15 protein-coding genes and 1 tRNA gene are annotated in these 22,044 nt (G+C 68.2%); 8 read left to right on the top strand and 8 right to left on the bottom strand.

What is annotated here, in order from left to right; translation table 11 throughout:
- Positions 1 to 121: 121 nt before the first annotated feature.
- The 4 genes from carB to ACZK5D_RS14275 all read right to left on the bottom strand — a co-directional run bounded on the left by carB (position 122) and on the right by ACZK5D_RS14275 (position 5,661).
- Positions 122 to 3,538, bottom strand: coding sequence for a carbamoyl-phosphate synthase large subunit (gene carB, locus ACZK5D_RS14260; RefSeq protein WP_463665746.1), 3,417 nt, complete (start codon positions 3,536 to 3,538; stop codon positions 122 to 124).
- A complete protein-coding gene (gene carA / locus ACZK5D_RS14265) occupies positions 3,538 to 4,656 on the bottom strand; it encodes a glutamine-hydrolyzing carbamoyl-phosphate synthase small subunit (RefSeq protein WP_463665747.1) in 1,119 nt (372 codons plus the stop codon). Before carA ends, carB begins: the two co-directional genes overlap by 1 nt.
- 59 nt (positions 4,657 to 4,715) lie before the next feature.
- Positions 4,716 to 5,213, bottom strand: a complete 498-nt coding sequence (locus tag ACZK5D_RS14270) for a beta-class carbonic anhydrase (protein WP_463665748.1) — start codon at positions 5,211 to 5,213, stop codon at positions 4,716 to 4,718.
- 121 nt (positions 5,214 to 5,334) lie between these two features.
- Positions 5,335 to 5,661 (bottom strand): helix-turn-helix transcriptional regulator, encoded by a 327-nt coding sequence (locus tag ACZK5D_RS14275; protein WP_083665557.1) that lies wholly within the window; start codon positions 5,659 to 5,661, stop codon positions 5,335 to 5,337.
- A 48-nt stretch (positions 5,662 to 5,709) separates the two neighbouring features.
- Between ACZK5D_RS14275 and ACZK5D_RS14280 the strand changes: the two genes are divergently transcribed.
- The 3 genes from ACZK5D_RS14280 to ACZK5D_RS14290 all read left to right on the top strand — a co-directional run bounded on the left by ACZK5D_RS14280 (position 5,710) and on the right by ACZK5D_RS14290 (position 12,070).
- A complete protein-coding gene (locus ACZK5D_RS14280; protein ID WP_463665749.1) occupies positions 5,710 to 8,439 on the top strand; it encodes a phosphoenolpyruvate carboxylase in 2,730 nt (909 codons plus the stop codon).
- Between the two features lie 132 nt (positions 8,440 to 8,571).
- The gene (locus ACZK5D_RS14285) at positions 8,572 to 9,102 is read left to right on the top strand and encodes a YqhA family protein (protein WP_353080842.1); all 531 of its coding nucleotides are present in this window, start codon (positions 8,572 to 8,574) and stop codon (positions 9,100 to 9,102) included.
- 292 nt (positions 9,103 to 9,394) lie between these two features.
- Complete coding sequence (locus tag ACZK5D_RS14290) at positions 9,395 to 12,070, top strand: cation-translocating P-type ATPase (RefSeq protein WP_463665750.1); 2,676 nt, start codon at positions 9,395 to 9,397, stop codon at positions 12,068 to 12,070.
- 444 nt (positions 12,071 to 12,514) lie between these two features.
- Here ACZK5D_RS14290 and ACZK5D_RS14295 read toward each other — a convergent pair.
- Positions 12,515 to 12,597, bottom strand: a tRNA-Leu gene (locus tag ACZK5D_RS14295).
- A 214-nt stretch (positions 12,598 to 12,811) separates the two neighbouring features.
- Here ACZK5D_RS14295 and ACZK5D_RS14300 point away from each other — a divergent pair.
- Positions 12,812 to 13,162, top strand: a complete 351-nt coding sequence (locus ACZK5D_RS14300; protein WP_463665751.1) for a hypothetical protein — start codon at positions 12,812 to 12,814, stop codon at positions 13,160 to 13,162.
- A 510-nt stretch (positions 13,163 to 13,672) separates the two neighbouring features.
- Here ACZK5D_RS14300 and ACZK5D_RS14305 read toward each other — a convergent pair.
- Together ACZK5D_RS14305 and ACZK5D_RS14310 are read right to left on the bottom strand one after the other, a co-directional pair.
- A complete protein-coding gene (locus ACZK5D_RS14305) occupies positions 13,673 to 14,608 on the bottom strand; it encodes an aldo/keto reductase (protein WP_463665752.1) in 936 nt (311 codons plus the stop codon).
- A gap of 49 nt (positions 14,609 to 14,657) precedes the next feature.
- Positions 14,658 to 15,695 carry a LacI family DNA-binding transcriptional regulator gene (locus ACZK5D_RS14310; RefSeq protein WP_458995124.1) on the bottom strand — a complete coding sequence of 346 codons (1,038 nt, stop codon included), beginning with the start codon at positions 15,693 to 15,695 and terminating at the stop codon, positions 14,658 to 14,660.
- A 155-nt stretch (positions 15,696 to 15,850) separates the two neighbouring features.
- Between ACZK5D_RS14310 and ACZK5D_RS14315 the strand changes: the two genes are divergently transcribed.
- The 4 genes from ACZK5D_RS14315 to ACZK5D_RS14330 are packed head-to-tail and all read left to right on the top strand — an operon-like array spanning position 15,851 to position 21,353.
- The gene (locus tag ACZK5D_RS14315) at positions 15,851 to 17,155 is read left to right on the top strand and encodes an extracellular solute-binding protein (protein WP_463665753.1); all 1,305 of its coding nucleotides are present in this window, start codon (positions 15,851 to 15,853) and stop codon (positions 17,153 to 17,155) included.
- A gap of 3 nt (positions 17,156 to 17,158) precedes the next feature.
- Positions 17,159 to 18,154 (top strand): carbohydrate ABC transporter permease, encoded by a 996-nt coding sequence (locus ACZK5D_RS14320; protein WP_458995126.1) that lies wholly within the window; start codon positions 17,159 to 17,161, stop codon positions 18,152 to 18,154.
- Positions 18,151 to 19,005 (top strand): carbohydrate ABC transporter permease, encoded by an 855-nt coding sequence (locus tag ACZK5D_RS14325; protein ID WP_463665754.1) that lies wholly within the window; start codon positions 18,151 to 18,153, stop codon positions 19,003 to 19,005. Before ACZK5D_RS14320 ends, ACZK5D_RS14325 begins: the two co-directional genes overlap by 4 nt.
- A 26-nt stretch (positions 19,006 to 19,031) precedes the next feature.
- Positions 19,032 to 21,353 (top strand): beta-glucosidase, encoded by a 2,322-nt coding sequence (locus ACZK5D_RS14330; protein ID WP_463665755.1) that lies wholly within the window; start codon positions 19,032 to 19,034, stop codon positions 21,351 to 21,353.
- Positions 21,354 to 21,374: 21 nt separating this feature from the next.
- Here ACZK5D_RS14330 and ACZK5D_RS14335 read toward each other — a convergent pair whose 3' ends face one another.
- Complete coding sequence (locus tag ACZK5D_RS14335; RefSeq protein WP_463665756.1) at positions 21,375 to 21,953, bottom strand: gluconokinase; 579 nt, start codon at positions 21,951 to 21,953, stop codon at positions 21,375 to 21,377.
- Positions 21,954 to 22,044: the final 91 nt, after the last annotated feature.

A 22,044-nucleotide genomic window follows, 5' to 3' on the forward strand; every position in this document is an offset into this window, starting at 1 on the left:
CCCGGCAGCGTCAGCCGGCAAACAGCCCACCCGGCCAGCACCGAAATCGCGACCAGCCAGCCCAGCAAGCGGGTCTCTCAAGCCGCCTCATGAAAGAGGGAGTGTCGACGAGGGTGTCGGCTCAGCCACGCACAGTACAGTGGTCGTCGGGAGCGACGGTGCGCAACTCCGCCTCTTGTGTGGCCTTGGGGCTGTGGCCCACTCCAGGGGGCACGGATCGGTGGAGATCAGCTCGAATCGCGGCGTTCCAGGACTGCAGCGAACGCACCCCCGGGGTTCCTTGGCGCAGGGATTCGACGCCCTGCACGCACGCCGCGAGGGCCTGCGTCGTGGTCACGCAAGGCACGCCGGCGCGGATGGCCGCGCCGCGAATCTCCCAGCCGTCCTGTCGGGGGCTGCCATGGAGCGAGTGGCCGTGCGGCGTGTTGACCACGAGGTCGATCTCGCCTGCCGCGATGGCCTGCACTACCGTCAGCTCACCGTTGGGACCTGGACCTTGCGACGCCTTCCGGAGCACAGTGACCGCAACATCGTGGCGACGCAGCACCTGTGCCGTGCCCTCGGTGGCCAGGATCCGGAATCCGAGGTCGGCGAGCCGCTTGATCGGGAAGATCGCGTGCCGCTTGTCGCGATTCGCCACCGAGACGAACACCGTCCCAGTCGTGGGAAGAGCGGAGAACGACGCGGCCTGGCTCTTGGCGAAGGCGGGGCCAAAGGCCGCATCGAGCCCCATGACCTCGCCTGTGGATCTCATCTCCGGGCCGAGCAGCGGATCGACGCCGACGCCCTCGGGGCTGCGGAACCGGTTGAAGGGCAACACGGCTTCCTTCACGGCGATCGGTGCCGACGCGAGCGCCGTCGCGCCGTCTCCCCCGGATCGGAGCATTCCCTCTGAGCGGAGTTCGGCGATCATCGCGCCGAGTGAGATTCGGGCTGCGGCCTTGGCCAGCGGCGTGCCGGTGGCTTTCGAGACGAAGGGCACGGTCCGCGATGACCGCGGGTTGGCCTCAAGCACGTAGAGCACATCGCCGAGCAGCGCGTACTGAATGTTGATCAGGCCCTTCACCCCGATCCGTTTGGCGATGATCTCGGTGGAGCTGCGAATCTGGTCGATGGTCTCGGTACCGAGGGTAATCGGAGGAAGGGTGCACGCCGAGTCGCCGGAGTGGATGCCGGCCTCCTCGATGTGTTCCATCACGCCGCCGATGTAGAGCTCCGTCCCGTCGAAGAGCGCATCGATGTCGATCTCGATCGCGTCGTCGAGAAACCGGTCCACGAGCACGGGGTGCGAGGGGTCGACCTCGGTTGCGCGTTGGATGTAGCTCACCAGTGAGGCGTCGTCGTAGACGATCTCCATGCCGCGCCCGCCCAGCACGTAGCTGGGACGAACCAGCACGGGGTAACCGATCGTGTGGGCGACCGCCAGCGCCTGTCCGGCGGAGACGGCCGTGCCGTGCTGGGGGGACAGCAGGCCCGCGGAGCTGAGGAGGGCGCCGAATTCTCCGCGATCCTCAGCCAGGTGGATGGCCTCTGGCGACGTGCCCACGATGTGGACTCCGCGGTCTTTGAGCGCCTGTGCGAGCTTGAGCGGCGTCTGCCCGCCCAGCTGCACGATGACGCCCGCCACGGGCCCGGCCGCGAGCTCGGCATGGACCACCTCCAGCACGTCCTCCAGCGTCAGGGGTTCGAAGTACAGCCGGTCGGTGGTGTCGTAGTCGGTCGAGACCGTCTCGGGGTTGCAGTTGACCATCACCGTCTCGTAGCCGGCGTCCCGCAACGCCATGGCCGCGTGCACGCACGAGTAGTCGAACTCGATGCCTTGCCCGATCCGGTTGGGGCCGCTGCCCAGGATGATGACGGCGGGCCGGGTGCGGGGCTCGACCTCGGTCTCCTCGTCGTAGCTGGAGTAGTGGTACGGCGTCCGGGCCGCGAACTCGGCGGCACAGGTATCGACCGTCTTGTACACGGGCCGGATGCCGAACGCCCAGCGGAGGCCACGGACCACGTCAGGGCTGAGATTGCGCAGGTCGGCGATCTGATCGTCGGAGAGGCCGTGTCGCTTGGCGAGCCGCATGAGACCGCCCGTAAGCTCTGGGGCCGAGCACAACTGGTCGGCCGTCTCGCGGATCAGCTGGAGCTGGTCGACGAACCACGGATCGATGCGGGTTGCTTCTACCACCTGTGCCGAGGTGGCGCCGGCGCGAAGCGCCTGCATCATGAGGGCCAGGCGGTGGTCGTGCGGTCGGGCGATGCGGCGCAGCAGCTCGTCCACGCTCTCGATGATCGGGCGGGTGAAGTCGAAGAGTGCCGCCGGGTCCTCCAGTGAGCGCAGGGCCTTGCCGAGCGCTTCGGTGAAGCATCGGCCGATGGCCATGGCCTCGCCCACTGACTTCATGTGCGTGGTGAGGGTGCTGTCAGCGGTGGGGAACTTCTCGAACGCGAAGCGCGGGCACTTGACCACGACGTAATCCAGCGACGGTTCGAACGAGGCGGGCGTCTCGCCGGTGATGTCGTTGGGGATCTCGTCGAGGGTGTAGCCCACCGCCACCTTCGCTGCGATCTTCGCGATCGGGAAGCCGGTGGCCTTCGAGGCCAGCGCCGAGGATCGGGAGACCCGCGGGTTCATCTCCACCACTATCAGCCGCCCGTCGACAGGGTTGAGTGCGAACTGGACGTTGCAGCCGCCAGTTTCGACGCCGACCGCCCTGGTTACCGCGATGGCCACATCGCGCATGGCCTGGTACTCCCTGTCTGTGAGCGTCATGGCGGGGGCCACTGTGATGGAGTCCCCGGTGTGCACGCCCATGGGGTCTAGGTTCTCGATGGAGCACACGATCACGACGTTGTCCGATCCGTCGCGCATGACTTCGAGTTCGAACTCTTTCCAGCCGATGATCGACTCCTCGATCAGCACCTCGGTGACCGGCGACGCCGAAAGGCCTGCCCCGGCGATCCGGATCAGTTCCTCCTCGTTGTAGGCGATGCCGGAGCCGAGCCCGCCCATGGTGAAGCTCGGCCGGACCACGATGGGGTATCCGAGGATCCCCGCGGCGGCGAGGACTTCGTCCATGTCGTGGCAGATACGCGAGCGTGCCACGCCGGCGTCAGCGCCGGGCACCTTGAGTGAGGTGACGATCTGGTTGAACTCCAGCCTGTTCTCCGCCTTTTCGATGGCGTCGACGGAGGCGCCGATGAGTTCGACGCCGTAGCGGTCGAGCACCCCGTTCTTGAACAGGGTCATGGCGGCGTTAAGGGCGGTCTGGCCTCCAAGCGTCGCGAGCAGCGCGTCTGGACGCTCGGTGGCGATGATCTGCTCGAGGTACTCGGGCCTGATCGGTTCGATGTAGGTGGCGTCAGCGTACTCGGGGTCGGTCATGATGGTGGCCGGGTTGGAGTTGACCAGGATCACCCGGAACCCCTCCTCGCGCAACACGCGGCAGGCCTGCGTGCCGGAGTAGTCGAACTCGCACGCCTGCCCGATGACGATGGGGCCGGAGCCGATCACCATGATCGAGGAGATGTCGGTGCGACGGGGCATCAGTCGTCCTTTCCGGCCATGACGTCGACGAAGCGGTCGAACAGGTAGTCGGCGTCGTGCGGTCCGGCGGCTGCCTCCGGGTGATACTGAACAGCGAAAGCAGTCAGTCGGCCGGAATCGTTACGCAACTCCAGGCCCTCGACCACATCGTCGTTGAGACAGACGTGGGTAACTCGTGCAGTTCCCCAGCGGGTGGATACGGACTGGCCAAGGGGGGCATCTACGGCGAAGCCGTGGTTCTGGGCGGTGATCTCGACCGTGCCCCTGGCCAGGTCCATCACCGGCTGGTTGATGCCGCGATGGCCGTACTTCAGCTTGTAGGTGCCGAAGCCAAGTGCACGACCGAAGATCTGGTTGCCGAAGCAAATCCCGAAGTAGGGCAGCCCCGCATCCAGAATCTCGGTGAGAAGGTCCACCGCACGCCCGGCTGCCGCCGGGTCGCCCGGCCCGTTGGAGAAGAAGACCCCATCGGGACCCACCGCGGTGATGTCGTCGAGGGTGCTCGCAGCAGGCAGGACGTGCACCTCGATTCCTCGCTGGGCGAGCCGGGTGGGAGTCATGTCCTTGATGCCGAGATCGACCGCGGTGACTGTGAAGCGCTTCCTGCCCACTGCCGGGACGACCTGCTTCGAAGCGACGGTGACATCGGCCACGAGGTCCGCCCCCAGCATGGGCTGCGTCTCCAGCACCCGCGCAAGCAGTTGCCGAGGGTCGGTCTCGATGGTGGAGACGCCCACCCGCATCGCGCCGTTGTCACGGATGTGACGCGTCAGCGCTCGCGTGTCGAGGTCGGCGATGCCAACGATCCCTTGCCGACGCAGTTCGTCATGCAGGGAGCCGTTGGCGCGCCAACTCGAGTGTGTCCGTGAGGGGTCGCGGACCACGTAACCGGCCACCCAGATCCTGCGCGACTCATTGTCCTGGTCGTTCCATCCGGTGTTGCCGATGTGGGGGGCCGTCGCGATCAGGACCTGGCGGTGGTAGCTGGGATCGGTGAGGGTCTCCTGGTAGCCCGTCATGCCTGTGGAGAAGACGGCCTCCCCGAAGGTTTCTCCAGTGGCGCCGAACGACGTGCCGCAGTAGAACCGCCCGTCCTCCAAGACCAGCAGTGCTGGCATCGGAAGACGAGCGGTCCCTGCGGAAGCCTCGGTGGAGCCGCCCTGAGCAGGGGGGGCGCTCATGTGATCTGTTCCAGGAGGCTGGTCTCAACGTCGTAGATGAAGCCGCCGACCCTGACCCGGTCAGCGAGCAGGGGGTGCTGTCGCAGCAGTGCGACATCGGCGTGGATCCGGCCACGCTGGTCCGGGTCTGCGCCGATGGGCAGGTTGCCGAGGTCGGCACCGGTCGTCTCCGAAACGCGGCGGCGGATCGCATCGTCGTCGCCGCTTGCCACGGCACAGCAGGTGTGTTGGACGATCAGGATGCGGTCCACGTTGAGAAGGTGTGCGGCTAGCACGCATCCGGTGAGCGCGTCCGCGGTGACATGGCCCCCAGGGGTGCGCATGATCTTGGCGTCGCCCAGTGTCAGGCCCACCATCGCCAAGGGCTCCAGGCGTGAGTCCATGCAGGTCACGACGGCGATCCCGGCGTGAGCGATGCCGTCGAAGGGGCGAGGTCCGGACCTCGCGTAGCGCTGGTTCGCAGCGATCAGATCACCGAAGATGTCCTCGTCCATGACCGAAACAGTAGCGACTTGACACGCGAATTGCAATTCCGGAAACTAGGGCAGTAGCATTGATGCGAGGCGGTGGTCGACCAACCGCAGCGCCTGATCGCGAGGTGGGCACATGGGTACATCAACTCTTCGCCCTGCTCGGCGTCGCGCGGGCCCCGTTCGTTTCGTCCGCCCCGCTCACCATCGCCACGAAGTCGGCGACCCTGACGCCGCGCTCCAGATCATGGCGCAGGTGCGTGCCGGGAGCCAGATGGTAGTGATTTCGCCGCCCCGACTTCTCCTTGATCACGTAACCCTGCGTCACCAACTCACCGACTATCTGCTGCACGGCTCGTTCAGTGATACCCACCTGCTGCGCGATGTCTCGCATCCGCGCCGTCGGGTTCCGGGCAAGGGCCACGAGGACGTGGCCATAGTTGGAGAGAAAGGTCCAGTCGCCAGGTGCCATAGCGGAGCATGATACACGATTCATCATTCACGAAATAGAGAGGTAGCAATGACCAATCCCCTTGCCGAGGCGATCCACCTGGACCAGGATCCGTACGGTCTTGACCGGCTCCTGGAAGCCGACATCGACATCCTCACACAACTGCATGAGCAGGTTCTCCACGAGAGAGGAGCCGGCGCGCTCGCCACGCTCATGCAGCAAGTGCAGGACTCTGCGGCACGGGCCGCCGATGGCGGCGACCCCGAGGAGCCTGGCCGGGTCGTCGGGGCACTGACCGCTACCCAGGCGCTTCAACTCGCGCAGGCCCTGACCGTTCACTTCCACCTGATCAACCTCAGCGAGGAGCGGTACCGCTCCAGACTCATCCGCGGGACACACTCCGAGGTGGCAGGCACGGCGCCGGACGTCTGGCCAGCGGTGGCCGCACTCGGCCCCGCGGCGGCTCGCGTGAAGAACCTCCGCATCCATCCGGTGCTGACCGCGCACCCCACGGAAGCTCGCAGGCGCGCTGTCTCCTCAGCCCTGCATCGTATCGCCGAACAACTGGACCGCTACGACGATCCAGGCTCCGGCTCGCAGGAGCGGGACTTCGCTCAGCGCCGGATGCTGGAGGAGATCGACATCCTCAGCCGCACCTCCCCCCTGCGCACCACACCACCCCAACCCTCGGACGAGGTTCGCACCGTGATGTCCGTGTTTGACCAGACGCTGTTTCAAGCGGTGCCACGGTTGTACCGCACAGTCGAGTCCGCGATCGCCGACGGGGAGCCGGGCCGTTGTCGCCCGTCGGTTCCCGGTTTCCTGCGGTTCGGTTCCTGGGTGGGCGGTGACCGGGACGGCAACCCGTTCGTCACGGCCGAGGTCACCCGGCAGACCATGTCCATCCAGGCGGAGTGCATCCTCAAGGCGCTCGCCACCGGAGCAGATCGCGTCGCCCGCACCCTCACGATGAGCGAGGACGCCAGCCCCCCGTCGCCCGAACTGGCCAGTGCGCTGGCCCGTGATTCGGTCACGGCGCCGGAGATCTTCCAACTCATCCGCAAATCGTCTCCGGGAGAGCCGCATCGGCAGAAGCTACTCTTCGTCGCCACCAGGCTCACGGCCACCAGAGAGGGCCAGATCGATCTCGCATACCGCGAGCCCGCTGAGTTGGTGGCTGATCTCAGTCTGATCCAGACCTCCCTGGAGCAGGCAGGAGACACACGGGCGGCTTTCGGGGAGCTCCAGCACCTGATCTGGCTGGCCGAAACCTTCGGCTTCCACCTGGCCGACCTGGAGGTGCGCCAGCACAGCGATGTGCACCGGCGAGTCTTGGACGAACTGCTCGGGCAACTCGACTGGGACCCGGAAGCGCCGGGCAGCCCCACGCGGCTGGAGTTGCTCGACTCGCTCGCGGTCAACGGTTGGCCGGCCCACGTCCAGGCTCTCAGCGACGCCACCCGCGAGGTGCTCGACACGCTTCGGGTCATGTCCTGGCTTCAGGAGCGCTGGGGGGCTCAGTCGTGCGGCCGTCACGTGGTGAGCTTCACCCAGCAGGCTCAGCACCTCGTCGCAGTGCGCGCACTTGCTCGCCTCGCGGTCGGTGACGCCGCCCTCAGGTTGAACGTGGTTCCGCTTTTCGAAACCGGAGCCGACTTGAGCGGGGCCGTCGGTGTCCTTGAAGAGTGGCTCACCTTGGAGAGCACCCGCAGCTGGCTCGACGAGGTGGACTGGCACGTCGAGGTGATGGTCGGTTACTCGGACTCGGCCAAGGACGTCGGACCGGCCAGCGCAACCCTGACTCTTTACCGGGCGCAGACCCAGATCGTTGAGTGGGCGCAGCGTCACGGCATCCAACTCACGCTGTTCCACGGCCGAGGCGGATCCCTGGGCCGTGGCGGAGGCCCTGTTCACCGGGCCATCCTGGCCCAGCCTCCGGGTTCGATCTCCGGCCGGTTCAAGGTCACCGAGCAGGGTGAGGTCATCTTTGCCCGGTACGCGGACGTGACCCTGGCCCAGGCGCACTTGGAACGTCTCACCTCGGCGGTGCTGCTCGCAGACACCGACGACGTGGTGCACCGCAACCGTGCCGCCGCTGAGGAGTTCGACGATGTCGCGACGACGGTGGAGCGGGTCTCTCGCGAGACCTACCTCAGCCTCGTGCGCACGCCTGGTTTCGCCGATGTCGTGGCTGCGTCGAGCCCGCTTGAGGAATTGGGGCGGCTGAGGCTCGGATCCCGCCCGGCGCGGCGAAGCGGCGCGGAGAAGGGCAGGGATCTGAGTGACTTCCGGGCCATCCCCTGGGTGTTCGCATGGTCCCAAATCCGGGCGAACGTGCCCGGCTGGTTCGGGCTGGGCTCCGGGTTGGCCGCTGTGGGGGACCTCGACCGGCTGCGCGCGGCATACCGTCGGTGGCCGCTGTTTGCCAGCATGATCGACATTGCGGAGATGAGCCTCGCGAAGGCTAACCCGCGCTTGACGAAGTCCTTCCTGGCACTCGGTGGGCAGCTGAGCGTCACCAGCGCCGTGCTGGCGGAGTACGAGCTGACGCGCGACCTTGTGCTGGCGATCCTGGAGCAGGAGGAGCTACTGGAACGCAAGCTCCGCCTCGGCACCCGGGTTGCACTGCGGGCCCCGTCCATCGACGCGCTCAGCCACCTGCAGTTGCGCGCACTGCGCGTCATCCGCGAGGGCGGTCCGGGAGACGACGCACCGTCTGAGGAGGACCGGGAACAGTGGACGCGGGTCCTGTTGACCACCGTGAACGGAGCGGCTGCCGGTCTGCAGAACACTGGATAGCGGTGGGGAAGGCTTGCGCGCCCTCGGAATCCGCAGGGGCACGCCGATTCTCCGTCTGCCGGAATGGCTAGACTCTCGGCATGACATCCACGGTGCTGCACCCCCAGCCGTCGTTCGTCCCCGTGGACCGTGATGAAGTCTGAGCCGGCCCAGCGGGACGAGCCCGAGGACCGCCCCGGCGCAGGGCCCTCCAGGACAGGTGCAGGGGCGATGAAGCGGGGTCTCGAGCTCTTCCGGTACGTCGCTTCCATCGGCGCGGTCACCGCACTTCTGCTCTCCGTGGCCACGTACCTCTGGGCACTCAGCAAGGCCTTCTTGTTTGTCGAGGCCCTGCTCACAGCGTCTACCAGCCCCGACGCTGCGCTGGTCAAGTTGTACGAGAGCGTGGACTCGATCCTCATAGCCACGGTGCTGCTCATCGTCGGCTACGGACTGTGGGAGCTTTTCGTCGGCGACCTCAACCTACCCCCAAGCCTCACCACGCTCTCCTTTGACCACCTCAAAGGCCGAACGGCTGGGACGCTGCTGTTGGTCATGGCAGTGCGTTTCCTTGAGGTGATCGTCGCCCGGCCGGAACCGGACGAGTTGTTGGCGGTAGGGGTCAGTGTCACGCTCATCGGCGCCCTGCTGTTCGCCTTCGCCAACTGGCAACGACCCCACTAGGAGCACTCCGCCACGTGTAGGCCAGGCGTGGTGCTTCACTGTCGAACCTTCCCGTGACTGGGACGACGGCCCTGTTGCGGCCACCCCCAAGGGCAGGTACCCTCGAACTGTCCGGAGAGGGAGTATCCCAAGAACGGGTCCGACGTCAGCACGGCGCAAGCCCGTCGGATCGGCCGTAAGGCGGGAGAGACTCAACGTACTTTTGCCCCTGAACCTCACTCCGGGAGACACCTTGCCCACGGACAGCCTCACCGACACCAGCCCAGCCGAGACTGATCCGTCCTGGCACCTGATGAGCACCGACCAAGCTCTGGCGCGGACTGAATCCCGGGCCTCCGGGATCACGACGCCAGAGGCCGAGGAGCGCTTGGAGCGCTACGGCACCAACGAACTCGTCGATCGCGGGGGCAAACCGGCCTGGAAGATTCTGTGGGAGCAGTTCACCTCGGTGATGGTGTTGATCCTCATCGCGGCAACCGTCCTCTCGCTGGTCCTCGGCAAGTTCCTGGAGGCCGGAGCCATCGGCGGGATCGTGCTGCTGTTCGCACTGCTCGGCTTCTTCCAGGAGTACCGGGCGGAGAAAGCCATCGCCGCGCTTCGCCAGATGACGGTACCCACAGTGCGGGTGCTGCGCGACGGCAGCACCTCCCCCGTCCCGGCACGGCAACTGGTACCGGGAGATGTGATCCATCTGGACGCGGGCACGGTGGTCCCGGCCGATCTACGACTGCTCGAGGCGGTCTCCTTGAGGATCCAGGAGGCGGCCCTGACGGGCGAGTCCGAGGCCGTGGACAAGGCGACTGCGCCCTTGGCCGGTCACGACCTCCCCGTGGGTGATCGGGTCAACATGGCATTCTCCGGAACCGAGGTCACTTACGGCCGTGGTGTGGGCCTGGTCATCGCCACCGGCATGGCCACCGAGCTGGGCAGGATCGCCGACCTGCTCCAGGGAGTGACCGCGGAGCAGACCCCGCTCCAGCAGCGCCTCGACCATGTCGGCAAGCAACTCGCGGTCCTGGGCGTGGTCACCGCTGGTGTCGTTGCAGTCCTAGGCGCGCTCGCCGGCGAGACGTGGAGCGACCTCGTGCTCACCGCCATCTCGGTGGCCGTTGCGGTCATCCCAGAGGGTCTCCCGGCCGTCGTCACGTTCACGCTGGCCGTGGGGGCACAGCGGATGCTGCGGCGCAACGCTCTGGTGCGTAAGCTGCCTGCGGTGGAGACCCTGGGCTCGGTTACCACCATTTGCTCGGACAAGACGGGCACTCTTACCCAGAACAGAATGACCGTCTCGACGCTCGTCCTGCCCGACGGGATATGGACACCGGGAGGCGGCGAGCCATCGGGTCCGGCTCTCGTCGCATTGGCGGCTGGCTCACTGTGCAACGACGCAGAGCTTCGCCACGTCGACGGGGAGGGGGCTCAAGCGATCGGCGATCCTACTGAGACCTGCCTTCTCGATGCGGCGAAGACCGGCGGGATCGATGTGGCAACGCTACGCAAGGTCTTACCGAGGATCGGGGAGTTGCCCTTCGATTCCGAGCGCAAACGCATGAGCACCCGGCACGCGGCGTTGGCCGGGCGCGTCACCGAACTGGCGCTGCTACCTCAGGACTTCGATCTCCTCTTCGTGAAGGGGGCCGTCGACGGGCTCGTCTCCCGCACCACGGGCGTGCTCGCCGACGGCGGCGTCCGGGCCTTCGACGACGGCGCGCGCGCATGGGTCGAGAACACCAACAGGGACCTCGCCTCGCGTGGCCAGCGCGTCCTGGGGCTCGCGGTTCGGCTCATCCGCCCCGGGGACACGCCGAGCGATACCGAGACCGACCTTGTCCTGCTAGGTGTCGTCGGCATCATCGATCCTCCGCGGCCGGAAGTGGCTGCAGCTGTGGCCACCTGCCAGGCGGCCGGCATCCGGCCGGTCATGATCACCGGAGATCACCCCTTGACCGCGCAGGCCATCGCCCGAGAGCTAGGTATCGGACACGACGGGGAGGTGCTCACCGGCGTCGACCTGGACCGTCTTGACGCCGAGGAGTTCGATCGCGCCACCAAGACGGTCAGCGTCTTCGCCCGAGTCTCGCCCGAGCACAAACTGCGCCTCGTTGACTCGCTTCAGCGTCACGACCAGATCGTGGCCATGACAGGCGACGGTGTCAACGACGCGCCCGCGCTGAAGAAATCCGACATCGGCGTGGCCATGGGCATCACCGGCACTGACGTCTCGAAGGAGGCCTCGGACATGGTGCTGCGCGACGACAACTTCGCCACCATCATTGCCGCCGTCGAGGAAGGCAGGGTCATTTATGACAACCTGCGCCGGTTCGTCTCCTTCGCCGTGGCCGGCAACATCGGCAAGATCATTGTCATGGTCGGCTGGCCCATCCCGTTTATCTTCCTCCCCTTGGATGCCACGGCTGCCGTGGCGCTTCTACCGCTGCAACTGCTTTGGCTCAACCTCATGACCGACGGCCTGCTTGGCCTCGCGATGGGCAAGGAGCCCGCTGAGTCCACGGTGATGCGCAGGCCGCCCCATGTGCCCGGCGGGAGTCTCTGGACGGGTGGTCTGGGCCGTCGGACGGTGTGGGTAGGCTTGGTTATCGGCTTCGTGGCGCTTGGGATCGGTTTCTGGTACCACGAAACCGGCAACCCGGCCTGGCAGTCGATGTTGTTCACCACTCTGGCGTTCCTCCAGATCGGACAGGCCTTCGCCACCAGGTCGCACCACGACTCGCTCACCACGATCGGATGGCGCTCCAACCCGTTGCTGCTGTGGATCGCCGCACTGGTGCTCGCCCTGCAAATGGCGGCGCTGTACACGCCGCTGGGTGTGTTCCTGCGGCTGGAGCCGCTGGGCGCGGTCGATCTGCTGATCTCAACGGCCGCCGGCGTCGGATTGCTGGTGCTCATCGAGTGCGTCAAGGCCGTGGATCGTGGCAGGGGCGTGGTCATCAGCATCGGACGCGACTGAGGCCGGGCTGGTGCAGCCAGCGCGGATCGTGTGCCCGTTGGCCGCTGCGGAGACCGTCCAGATGGAGGGCATCACCGGCATCGATGCGGACATGCCGGTCATCCGGAGAGCTCCAGAGGAGTCCACCGCGGCCAGGCCCTCACGTTGCGCCCGCCTCCAGTCCTCTCGGTCCAGTCTCGCCCATCGCGGCCCACACGACCCAGAGTCTGGCCGAAAGTCAGTCACCTCCTTGAGGCCCGGGATCATCATTCCCCATGGGGAACCCGTGGGGAATGATGATCCCCCCCAACCAGGCAAGAAGCCTGTCCTCGACGGCAATCGGGAACCGCGTCCCCCGGTGTCACCCGTCGCCAAAGGCGAACCAGCACCCAGAGACAGAGAATCGGCGAGAGGTTCTCACCTCTCGCCGATTCCCTGTATTTGCCCTAGTCAGAGGCACTTTTGTGCGCGAGAGAGGAGTTGAACCTCCACGTCCCAAGGGACACTGGCACCTGAAGCCAGCGCGTCTGCCATTCCGCCACTCGCGCGTTGGGCCTTGCGACCCGACGAGGAACAATAGCACGAGGAGCGGGAGGCTCCGCAAATCGACTGTGGGCAGGAGGGGGTTCAGCGTCGTGGATCCCGGCGAACCCGCCCCGCAGAGGAGCATCCGGCTTAGGCTTGAAGACCCACTGCGCTGGACGACCGCGTCCGCACCGGCCGCGTGACTCCAGCCGACGACTTGGCAAGGAGTGAAGCAAGATGACCGATCCGCTCGGCACCCCGTACCCCGACCCTGCCGCACGTCCGGACCTGGGCAATGAGGTATCGATGGACTCGCCGGATTCCCCGGCCTCTCCCGACTCCCCGGATTCGCCCGCCAGCCCCGACAGCCCACCTGAAGCTGAGCCCCTGGGTCGCGACGGTATGGCAGGCATGGACATCGAGCACGAGGCCGATGTCGACGGCTACTGGCGCGATGAGTTCGGCAACCGCGTGGACCACGAGGGCAACAGGGTCGACGAGGACGGCAACCCCGTCGACGCAGGTGGGGACAGGATCGATCCCGCTGACGAGGTGATCGGGATCGTGCCGCCCGTGCCACCACGCTGACCGCGCCATGGCGAGGCACTCGCCACCGTCCGGGAGATATGCGTTGACAACTCGCGTTTCCTAGGCTTCGAGGCCGCTTCGCGGCGCCTCAGCCCACGGGGTAGGGCCACACCAGGCAGCACGTCAGCCGGCCGGAAGATCGGCGCTACAGGAGCGATGCGACGAGCGCACACCGCCTAGGCGCCAGGAGCGCAGCGACGAGCCTCGAAGGCAAGGCGCTGGTCCATCATGTGCCGGCTGCGGCCCACGGATCGGGAGATCAGCCGCCCCTCGGTCGGGATGTGGACATCCTGGCGCGGGTTTTCTTCCTCCAGGCGGGCATCCGGTGCACTCACGGGGCCGAGCGGGCACCTGGAGGAACAGAAACCGCAGGGCGCCTACCAGCCTCGGCCAGTGGCGGTGGGCCCGGCGACGGGACACCAGCGGGGTGGGCCGCAAACCCCGCGGCCCCAGTCAGCACGACGCCCCTCCTGCCTTGATGGCCGGAGGGGCGTCTGTCGTCCGGAACGGTCAGGGAACCAGGTAGCCCGCCGCTCGGTACAGCTCGTACCACTCCGGGCGGGTCAGCTCCACGTCGGCGCCCGCGGCGGCCCACGTGACCCGCTCCGGCGTCGTCGTGCCCAGCACCACTTGCATGTTGGCCGGGTGACGGGTGATCCACGCCGTCGCAATGCCCTCAGGGCGCACGTCGTACTTCGCCGCCAGCCGGTCGATCACCGCGTTCAGCTCCGGGTGATCCGGGTTGCCGAGGAACACCCCTGTGAAGAAGCCCGCCTGGAACGGCGACCACGCCTGAACGGTGATGTCGTGCAGGCGGCAGTAGTCGAGGATGCCGAGATCGCGGCTGACCGACTGGTCCAGGGCCGCCATGTTCGCCGCGACACCCTGAGCCACGATGGGCGCGTGCGTGATCGACAACTGCAGCTGATTGGCGACGATCGGCTGCGTCACATGACGCCTGAGGAGGTCGATCTGCCCAGGCGTGTGGTTGGAGACGCCGAAGTGCAGCACCTTGCCTGCGGCCGCCAGGTGATCGAAGGCGCGGGCGACCTCCTCGGGCTCGACCAGCGCGTCGGGGCGGTGGAGCAGCAGGACGTCGAGGTAGTCGGTGTTCAGGGCGCGCAGCGAGCCTTCCACCTGGACGACGATGTGCTTGTAGGAGAAGTCGAAGTACGGCCCGTCCTTGACGATGCCGGCCTTGGTCTGAAGCGTGATGTCCTCGCGCTCCGACGGGGTGAGCTGGAGCGCCTCGGCGAACCGCCGCTCGCAGCCGTGATAGGGAGCGTCGCCGTAGATGTCGGCGTGATCGAAGAAGTCGATCCCCGCGTCGCGCGACGCGGTGTAGAGGGCGCGCACCTCGTCGTCGGTCTTGTCCTGGATCCGCATCACGCCGGTGACCACCGCCGGCACATCGACATCGCTGGTTCCGAGCTTGAACGTCTTCATCGTCGTGTCCTTCGTCGCGTCCCCGCCGGGCGGCGGGCACCCTTTCACCCTAGCCTTGCGCGACGGGGGCGGTGGAGTGGCGCACCACCAACCTGGTGGCCAGGCGCACATGGCCCGACTCGACGGGGCGCCCCGCCGCGACATCGAGCAGCCGGCGGACGGCCGCGGCGCCCATCCCCTGGAGCGGCTGGTGGACAGTGGTGAGCCCGGGCACGGCCAGTCCGGCCAGCACCGTGTCGTCGAACCCCACCACGCTCAACTCCTGCGGGACCTGGATGCCCAGTTGGCGCGCGGCCTCGCACACGCCCATGGCGGCCGGGTCGCAGGGCGCGAAGATGGCGGTGGGCCGCTCCCCCGCCGGCCGCGACAGCAGTTCGCGTCCGGCCCGCAGCCCGAGCTCGTGGGTGTACCCGCCGTCGACGACGAGGGACGAGTCCAGCGAGAGGCCGTTCATGTGCAGCGCGGACACGTAGCCCTGCAGGCGCTCGGTCGCGGGCACCGACTCCGGCGGTCCCTTGACGAAGCCGATCCGACGGTGCCCCTGGTCGATCAGGTGCTGCGCCGCCTCCACGCCCCCGTTCCAGTTGGTGGCGCCGATGCTCATCACGGTGGGCGGCAGCGCGTTGGCCGGGTCGATGGCCACGAGCGGGAGGCCGATGTCGCGCACCTTGGCGAGCTGATGCTCCGACAGGCGGGCGGTGAGGACGATCACGCCTAGATAGCCCCTGGCCTTGATCAGGTCCAGCCATGAGTCGTCGAGCGGCACCGCGACCCCCGACGGCGCGGCCTCGGGCAGGTAGAAGGTGCCGAGCGCAACCCCCTCCGCCATCGCCGTCGAGATGGCACCCTTGAGGATCTCCAAGGTGTAGGTGGTGGTCAGGTCGTCGGCCACGAGCGCCATCTGCGGGTAGGGCGCCGCCTCGCCGGACACCGGCTGGTAGCCGAGTTCCTCCATGGCGGCCAGCACCCGCGCCTTGGTCGCTGCAGAGACGCCGCCGCGGTCGTTGAGCGCCTTGGACGCCGTCGCGCTCGACACCCCCGCCCGCAGCGCCACGTCCTGCAGGCGCACGTCCTTCGCTACTCTCACGCGGGCCAGCATAGCGAAAAGTTTCGGCACGACGCTAACGAACTGGACACATCTTTTGGTTGCACTTGCAGACTAAATGGTTCTATGCGTAAGCTCTGGCCCACAAGGCAATGTTTCACGAAACTTTTCGTGGTACCACTACCGGAGGTTCAATGATGACCCACACGCTCCCCAAGATCGCGGCCCTCGTCGCCAGCGCCGCCCTGGCCCTGACCGCCTGCGGCGGCTCCGCCGACGGGACCACCCCTGGCTCCTCGTCCGCCGCCGGCGGCGACGTGGCGCTCACCTGGTGGCACAACTCCAACACCGGTGCCGGCAAGGACTACTACGACAAGGTGGCCGCGGACTTCGAGGCGGCCAACCCCGGCGTGACCATCACCGTCGAGGCGATGCAGCACGAGGACATGGGCACCAAGATCGAGGCCGCCTGGCAGAGCGGCGACATGCCCGACATCTACATGGAGCGTGGCGGCGGCGAGCTGGCCGACAAGGTGGAGGCCGGCCTGGTCAAGGACCTCTCCGAGGCCGCGTCGGACACCATCGACAAGCTGGGCGGCGCCGTCAACGGCTGGCAGGTGGACGGCAAGACCTACGCGCTGCCGTTCTCGCTGGGCGTGGTGGGCTTCTGGTACAACACCGAGATGTTCGCCGACGCCGGCATCACCGAGGCCCCCACCACGATGGACGAGTTCTACGACGCCATCGACAAGCTCAAGGCCGCGGGCATCGACCCGATCTCGGTGGGCGCCGGCGACAAGTGGCCCGCCGCCCACTACTGGTACTACTTCGCGCTTCGCCAGTGCTCGCAGGACGTCCTGTCGGGCGCGGTGACCAGCCTGGACTTCTCGGACGAGTGCTTCATCCGCGCCGGCGAGGACCTGGAGGAGCTGGTTGCGGCGGAGCCGTTCAACCCCGGCTTCCTCACCACCCCCGCGCAGTCCGGCCCCACCAGCGCCTCCGGCCTGCTTGCCACGCGCAAGGTGGCCATGGAGCTGGCCGGCCACTGGGAGCCCGGCGTGATGCAGGGCCTGACCGAGGACGAGCAGGGTCTCGGCGAGGCCACCGGCTGGTTCGCGTTCCCTGAGGTCGACGGCGGCGAGGGCGACCAGAGCGCCGCGCTCGGCGGCGGCGACGCCTGGGGCGTCCCGGCCGATTCGCCCGACGAGGCCGTCGAGTTCGTCGAGTACCTCCTGTCCGACGAGGTCCAGAAGGGCTTCGCCGAGCTGGACATGGGCCTGCCCACCAACCCCAGCGCGTCCGAGTACGTCGCGGATCCGGCTCTGGCCCAGCTCCTCGAGGTCCGCGACGCCGCGGGCTACGTCCAGCTCTACTTCGACACCGCCTTCGGCACCTCCATCGGCGGCGCCATGAACGACGAGATCGCCCTGGTCTTCGCCGGTCAGGCCTCCGCCCAGGACATCGTCGACGCCACGCAGGCGGCCGCGGACGCGGAGAAGTAGTCCATGACCGCCACCTCGACGCAGGCGGCGGCGCTCCGGGACAACGGTGAGGGCGGGCGCGACGAGCGCCCGCTCTCCCCAGTCCGGAAGCGGCCCGTCAACTGGAGGATGGGCCTGGAGATCGCCGTCTTCGTGCTGCCCGCCCTCGTGCTGTTCTTCATGTTCGTCGTGTGGCCCATGCTGCGCGCCGTCCAGTTCTCGGTCTACCGCTGGAAGGGCTTCGGCCCCCTGACGGACTTCGTCGGCCTCCGCAACTACGTCTCGGTGCTGACCAACGACGTGTTCATCGGCGCCCTGGGGCACAACCTGTTCATCGTGGTGGCGTCGATCGCCATCCAGCTGCCGCTCGGCATCGCCGTCGCGCTGCTCCTCAACCGCAAGATGAAGTTCCAGGGCGTGCTGCGCACGGTCGTGTTCGTGCCCTACATCCTGGCCGAGGTGATCGCCGGCGTGGTGTGGTTCCAGCTGCTCCAGCCCCGCTACGGCGTCATCGACACCATCCTCGCCGCCGTCGGGATCCAGGGCCCCGAACAGGGCTTCCTCGGCACCCCGGACCTGGCCCTGTGGACCGTGATGGTGGTGCTCACCTGGAAGTACCTCGGGTTCGCCATCATCCTGTTCCTCGCCGGCCTGCAGGGCGTTCCGCAGGAGCTGGACGAGGCCGCCCAGATCGACGGCGCCTCCTGGTGGCAGACCCAGCGCCACATCACCATCCCGCTGCTCGGACCCACGCTGCGCACCTGGGCGTTCCTGTCCATGGTGGGCTCGCTCCAGCTCTTCGACATGGTTTGGATCCTCACCGGCGGCGGCCCCGCCAACGCCACCACCACCATGGCCACCTTCCTCATCACGGAGGGCACCCGGCGCAGCAACTACGGCATCGCCGGCGCCGCGTCCGTTGTGCTGTTCGTGGTCGCGCTCACCATGGCTCTGCTCTACCAGCGCTTCATCCTCAGCCGCGACACCCCGGACAACGACAAGCGAAAGGCCCGCCGATGACCGCCTCAGCCGTCGCCCCCGCCGCCTCGCGGCGCCGCCGCCTCACCGCCCCGCTGATCTACCTGGTGGCGCTGATCGTGGCCGCGTTCTCGCTCGGCCCGGTGCTCTACTCGATCCTGGGCGGCTTCCGCAGCAACGCGCAGCTCGCCGAGAACCCGGCCGGCCTGCCCTCCCCCTGGGTGTGGTCCAACTACGCCGGAGTGCTGACCAACCCCAGCTTCTGGCGATACGGCCTCAACTCGTTGGTGATCGCCCTGCTCACCACCGCGCTGGTGGTGGTGTTCGGCCTCATGGCCGCCTATCCGCTGTCGCGCTACCGGTTCCCCGGGCGCGAGAAGATCTACATGATCTTCGTGCTCGGCCTGCTGTTCCCGGCCACCGTGGCCGTGATCCCGCTGTTCATCATCATCAGCAAGGACCTGGGCATGAGCAACACGTGGTGGGGCGTCGCGCTCCCCCAGGCGGCGTTCGCGCTCCCGATGACCATCGTCATCCTGCGACCCTTCCTCCAGGCCATCCCCGCCGAGCTCGAGGAGGCCGCCGCCATCGACGGCGCCAGCCGGCTCAGCATCTTCACCCGCATCATGGTGCCGCTCTCCGGGGCCGGCCTGGTGACGGTCGGCGTCCTCGCCTTCGTCGGCTCCTGGAACGCCTACCTGCTGCCGCTGCTCCTCCTGCAGGGCGACATGCGCACCCTTCCGCTGGGCGTGGCCGACTTCTCCACCGAGCACTCCTCAGACACGGCCGGAGTGTTCGCCTTCACCACCCTCTCCATGATTCCCGCCATGGTGTTCTTCCTCACCATGCAGCGCCGCATCGTCGGCGGCCTCCAAGGCGCGGTCAAGGGCTGACGCCCCGCGCAGAAATGACTCCTCCCATGACCTGGACAGACCCCACCGCCCCCCTCGACGCGCGGCTCGACGCCCTGATGGACGCGATGTCGCTGACGGACCTCGCGCACCAGCTCGGCTCCTACTGGCTGCCCGCCGATGCCGACCGCCCGGCCCCGGACCCTGACGCCCACGAGGTGGCGCCGATGGAGACCGAGTTCACCTCCGAGCTGCGGCCCTGGCACGAGGCGGTCGACGGCGGGCTCGGCCACCTGACCCGCGTGTACGGCACCGCGCCAGTGAGCGTGGCCGACGGAGCGGCGAAGCTGTCGCGGCTGCAGTCTGAGGTCGCGGCGGGCAACGCCTTCGGGATCCCGGCGATCGCGCACGAGGAGTGCCTGACGGGCTTCACGGCGCTGGGAGCCACCGTCTACCCCGCGTCCATCGCGTGGGGCGCGACCTGGCGTCCGGAGCTGATCGAGGAGATGGCCGCGGCGATCGGCTCGGACCTGGCCGCCGTCGGGGTCCAGCAGGGGCTGTCCCCGCTGCTGGACGTGGTGCGCGACTACCGCTGGGGCCGCGTGGAGGAGACCTGCGGCGAGGACCCGTACCTCGTGGGCAGCCTCGGCACCGCCTACGTGCGGGGCCTGCAGTCGGCCGGCGTGGTGGCCACCCCGAAGCACTTCGTGGGCTACTCGGCCGGGCGCGCGGGCCGCAACCACGCGCCCGTGTCGATGGGGCGCCGCGAGCTCGAGGACGTCATGCTGCCGCCGTTCGAGATGGCGGTCCGCCTGGGCGGGGCCCGCTCGATCATGAACTCCTACTGCGACGTCGACGGCCAGCCGGCAGCCGCATCGCCCGAGCTGCTCACCGGGGTGTTGCGGGACCGCTGGGGCTTCGAGGGCACCGTCGTGTCCGACTACTGGAGCATCGCGTTCCTCACCCGGATGCACCGGATCGCGCCCGACGACGCCACCGCCGCGGCCCTCGCCATCCGCGCGGGCCTGGACATCGAGCTGCCGTCGACCGGCGCCTACTGGGCGATCGAGGAGGCCATCGCGCGGGGCATGCTGAGCGAGGACGACGTCCGCCGCTCCGCCCGGCGCGTGCTGCGGCAGAAGCTGGAGCTCGGGCTCCTCGACGAGGGGTGGGCGGTGACCGCCGATGCCGGGGCGGACCTCGACTCGCCCCGCAACCGGGAGATCGCGCGGCGCGTGGCCGAGGAGTCGGTCGTGCTGCTCGCCAACGACGGGGTGCTCCCGCTGGACGCCCGCCGTCGCGTGGCGGTGGTCGGCCCCGTCTGGGCCGATGTGCGCAGCTTCATGGGCTGCTACTCCTTCCCCAATCACGTCATGGCCAGGACCGGCACCGAGACCGGCCTGGAGATCCGCGGCCTCGACGACGCGCTGCGGGCTCTGCTGGGCGAGGTGTCCTTCGCGCAGGGCACCGGCTTCATGGACGGGACCGACGAGGACCTGGCCGCGGCCGTCGAGGCCGCCGCAGCCGCCGAGGTGGCGGTGGTGACTGTGGGAGACATCGCCGGCATGTTCGGCGACGGCACCTCTGGCGAGGGCTGCGACGCCGTCGACCTGCGCCTGCCCGGACGCCAGGGCGAGCTGGTCGAGGCCGTGCTGGCCACCGGCACCCCGACGGTGCTGGTGCTGGTCACCGGCCGGCCCTACGCCGTCGGCGAGTACGCGGACCGGTGCGCGGCCGTCGTCCAGGCGTTCATGCCGGGCGTCGAGGGCGCGGACGCCCTGGCCGGGGTGCTGACCGGCGGGATCAACCCGTCGGGCCGGCTGCCCATCGGGCTCCCCGCGCACCACGGCGGCCAGCCCGGCACCTACCTGGCAGCCCCCCTGGCCTGGTTCTCCAACGGCATCTCCAACCTGGACCCCATCCCCCGTTTCCCGTTCGGGCACGGCCTCTCCTACACCAGCTTCACGTACTCGGACGTGTCCGCCTCCGCCCCGACGATGCCCGTCGACGGCGCCGTCGAGGTGTCGGTGACGGTGAGCAACAGCGGGGACCGCGACGGGGCCGACGTGGTGCAGCTCTATCTGAGCGACCCCTGGGCTGAGGTGGTGCGGCCGCTCAAGCAGCTGATCGGCTTCCGCAAGGTGGACCTGGCCGCCGGGGCGTCGGCGCGCGTGACGTTCGAGGTGCACGCGGACCGGCTGTCGTTCACGGGCGCCGACCTCCGGCGGATCGTCGAGCCCGGGGAGGTGCAGCTGTCCGTCGGCTCGTCGTCGGAGAACCGCCTGCCGGCGGTGTCCGTCGAGGTGACGGGGTCGCGGCGGGTGGTCGCGGAGGGCCGGGTGCTGAACACCCCGGTCCGGGTTGAGCTCCCGGGAGAGTCCAAGGCCTGACCCGGGGACCGGTGTCGCGGCTCAGCCTCGCTCGGCGCTGAGCCGCGACCCGAACCGGGTCCTGAGGATCGCGGCCAGGTCGTCGACGACGAGGCCCGGGTCGCCCACGTTGACGGCCTCGATGCCCTCCTCGCCCTCCCCCAGCGCCTCGAGCGCGGCGCGCTGGGAGCCCAGCATGACCGGCTTCATGAAGTGCCCCTGCCGAGCCTCAAGCCGCGCGAGGTTCACATCCTCCGGGAGGACGAGGTGGACGAAGAAGACGTCGCCGTCGGCCTCGCGGAGCACGTCGCGGTAGGCGGTGCGGAGCGCCGAGCACGCCACCACCGACGAGCTGCCCGCCGCCGCCTGCGCCGACATCCAGTCCCGCAGCGACCTCAGCCAGGGCCAGCGGTCCTCGTCGGTGAGCGGCTCACCGGCGCCCATCTTGGCGCGGTTCGCCTCGCTGTGGAAGTCGTCGCCCTCGCCGAACGGAAGGCCCAGGCGCTCGGCCAGGGCCCGGCCGATGGTGGTCTTGCCGGTTCCCGCGGCGCCCAGAACCACCAGGTGCACCGGGCGCGACGCAGCGCCCTGACTGGCGGTTTCCCGATCCTGTTGATCCATCCGATGATCCCCTCACGATGCCGCGTCCTCGTCGGCCCAATGATCATACCATTGCGCCACGGGCGCTCCCAGCGCCCCCTCACCATGAGAT

The sequence above is a fragment of the Tessaracoccus yangjingae genome (assembly GCF_055326235.1).

Excerpts from the sequence above, each read along its gene's own strand:
- ACZK5D_RS14330 (WP_463665755.1), top strand. The coding sequence starts at position 19,032 with ATGACCTGGACAGACCCCACCGCCCCCCTCGACGCGCGGCTCGACGCC.
- ACZK5D_RS14315 (WP_463665753.1), top strand. The coding sequence starts at position 15,851 with ATGACCCACACGCTCCCCAAGATCGCGGCCCTCGTCGCCAGCGCCGCC.
- ACZK5D_RS14285 (WP_353080842.1), top strand. The coding sequence starts at position 8,572 with ATGAAGTCTGAGCCGGCCCAGCGGGACGAGCCCGAGGACCGCCCCGGC.
- ACZK5D_RS14305 (WP_463665752.1), bottom strand. The coding sequence starts at position 14,608 with ATGAAGACGTTCAAGCTCGGAACCAGCGATGTCGATGTGCCGGCGGTG.
- ACZK5D_RS14280 (WP_463665749.1), top strand. The coding sequence starts at position 5,710 with ATGACCAATCCCCTTGCCGAGGCGATCCACCTGGACCAGGATCCGTAC.
- ACZK5D_RS14300 (WP_463665751.1), top strand. The coding sequence starts at position 12,812 with ATGACCGATCCGCTCGGCACCCCGTACCCCGACCCTGCCGCACGTCCG.
- carA (WP_463665747.1), bottom strand. The coding sequence starts at position 4,656 with ATGCCAGCACTGCTGGTCTTGGAGGACGGGCGGTTCTACTGCGGCACG.
- ACZK5D_RS14270 (WP_463665748.1), bottom strand. The coding sequence starts at position 5,213 with ATGGACGAGGACATCTTCGGTGATCTGATCGCTGCGAACCAGCGCTAC.
- ACZK5D_RS14290 (WP_463665750.1), top strand. The coding sequence starts at position 9,395 with ATGAGCACCGACCAAGCTCTGGCGCGGACTGAATCCCGGGCCTCCGGG.
- ACZK5D_RS14320 (WP_458995126.1), top strand. The coding sequence starts at position 17,159 with ATGACCGCCACCTCGACGCAGGCGGCGGCGCTCCGGGACAACGGTGAG.
- carB (WP_463665746.1), bottom strand. The coding sequence starts at position 3,538 with ATGCCCCGTCGCACCGACATCTCCTCGATCATGGTGATCGGCTCCGGC.
- ACZK5D_RS14275 (WP_083665557.1), bottom strand. The coding sequence starts at position 5,661 with ATGGCACCTGGCGACTGGACCTTTCTCTCCAACTATGGCCACGTCCTC.
- ACZK5D_RS14335 (WP_463665756.1), bottom strand. The coding sequence starts at position 21,953 with ATGGATCAACAGGATCGGGAAACCGCCAGTCAGGGCGCTGCGTCGCGC.
- ACZK5D_RS14325 (WP_463665754.1), top strand. The coding sequence starts at position 18,151 with ATGACCGCCTCAGCCGTCGCCCCCGCCGCCTCGCGGCGCCGCCGCCTC.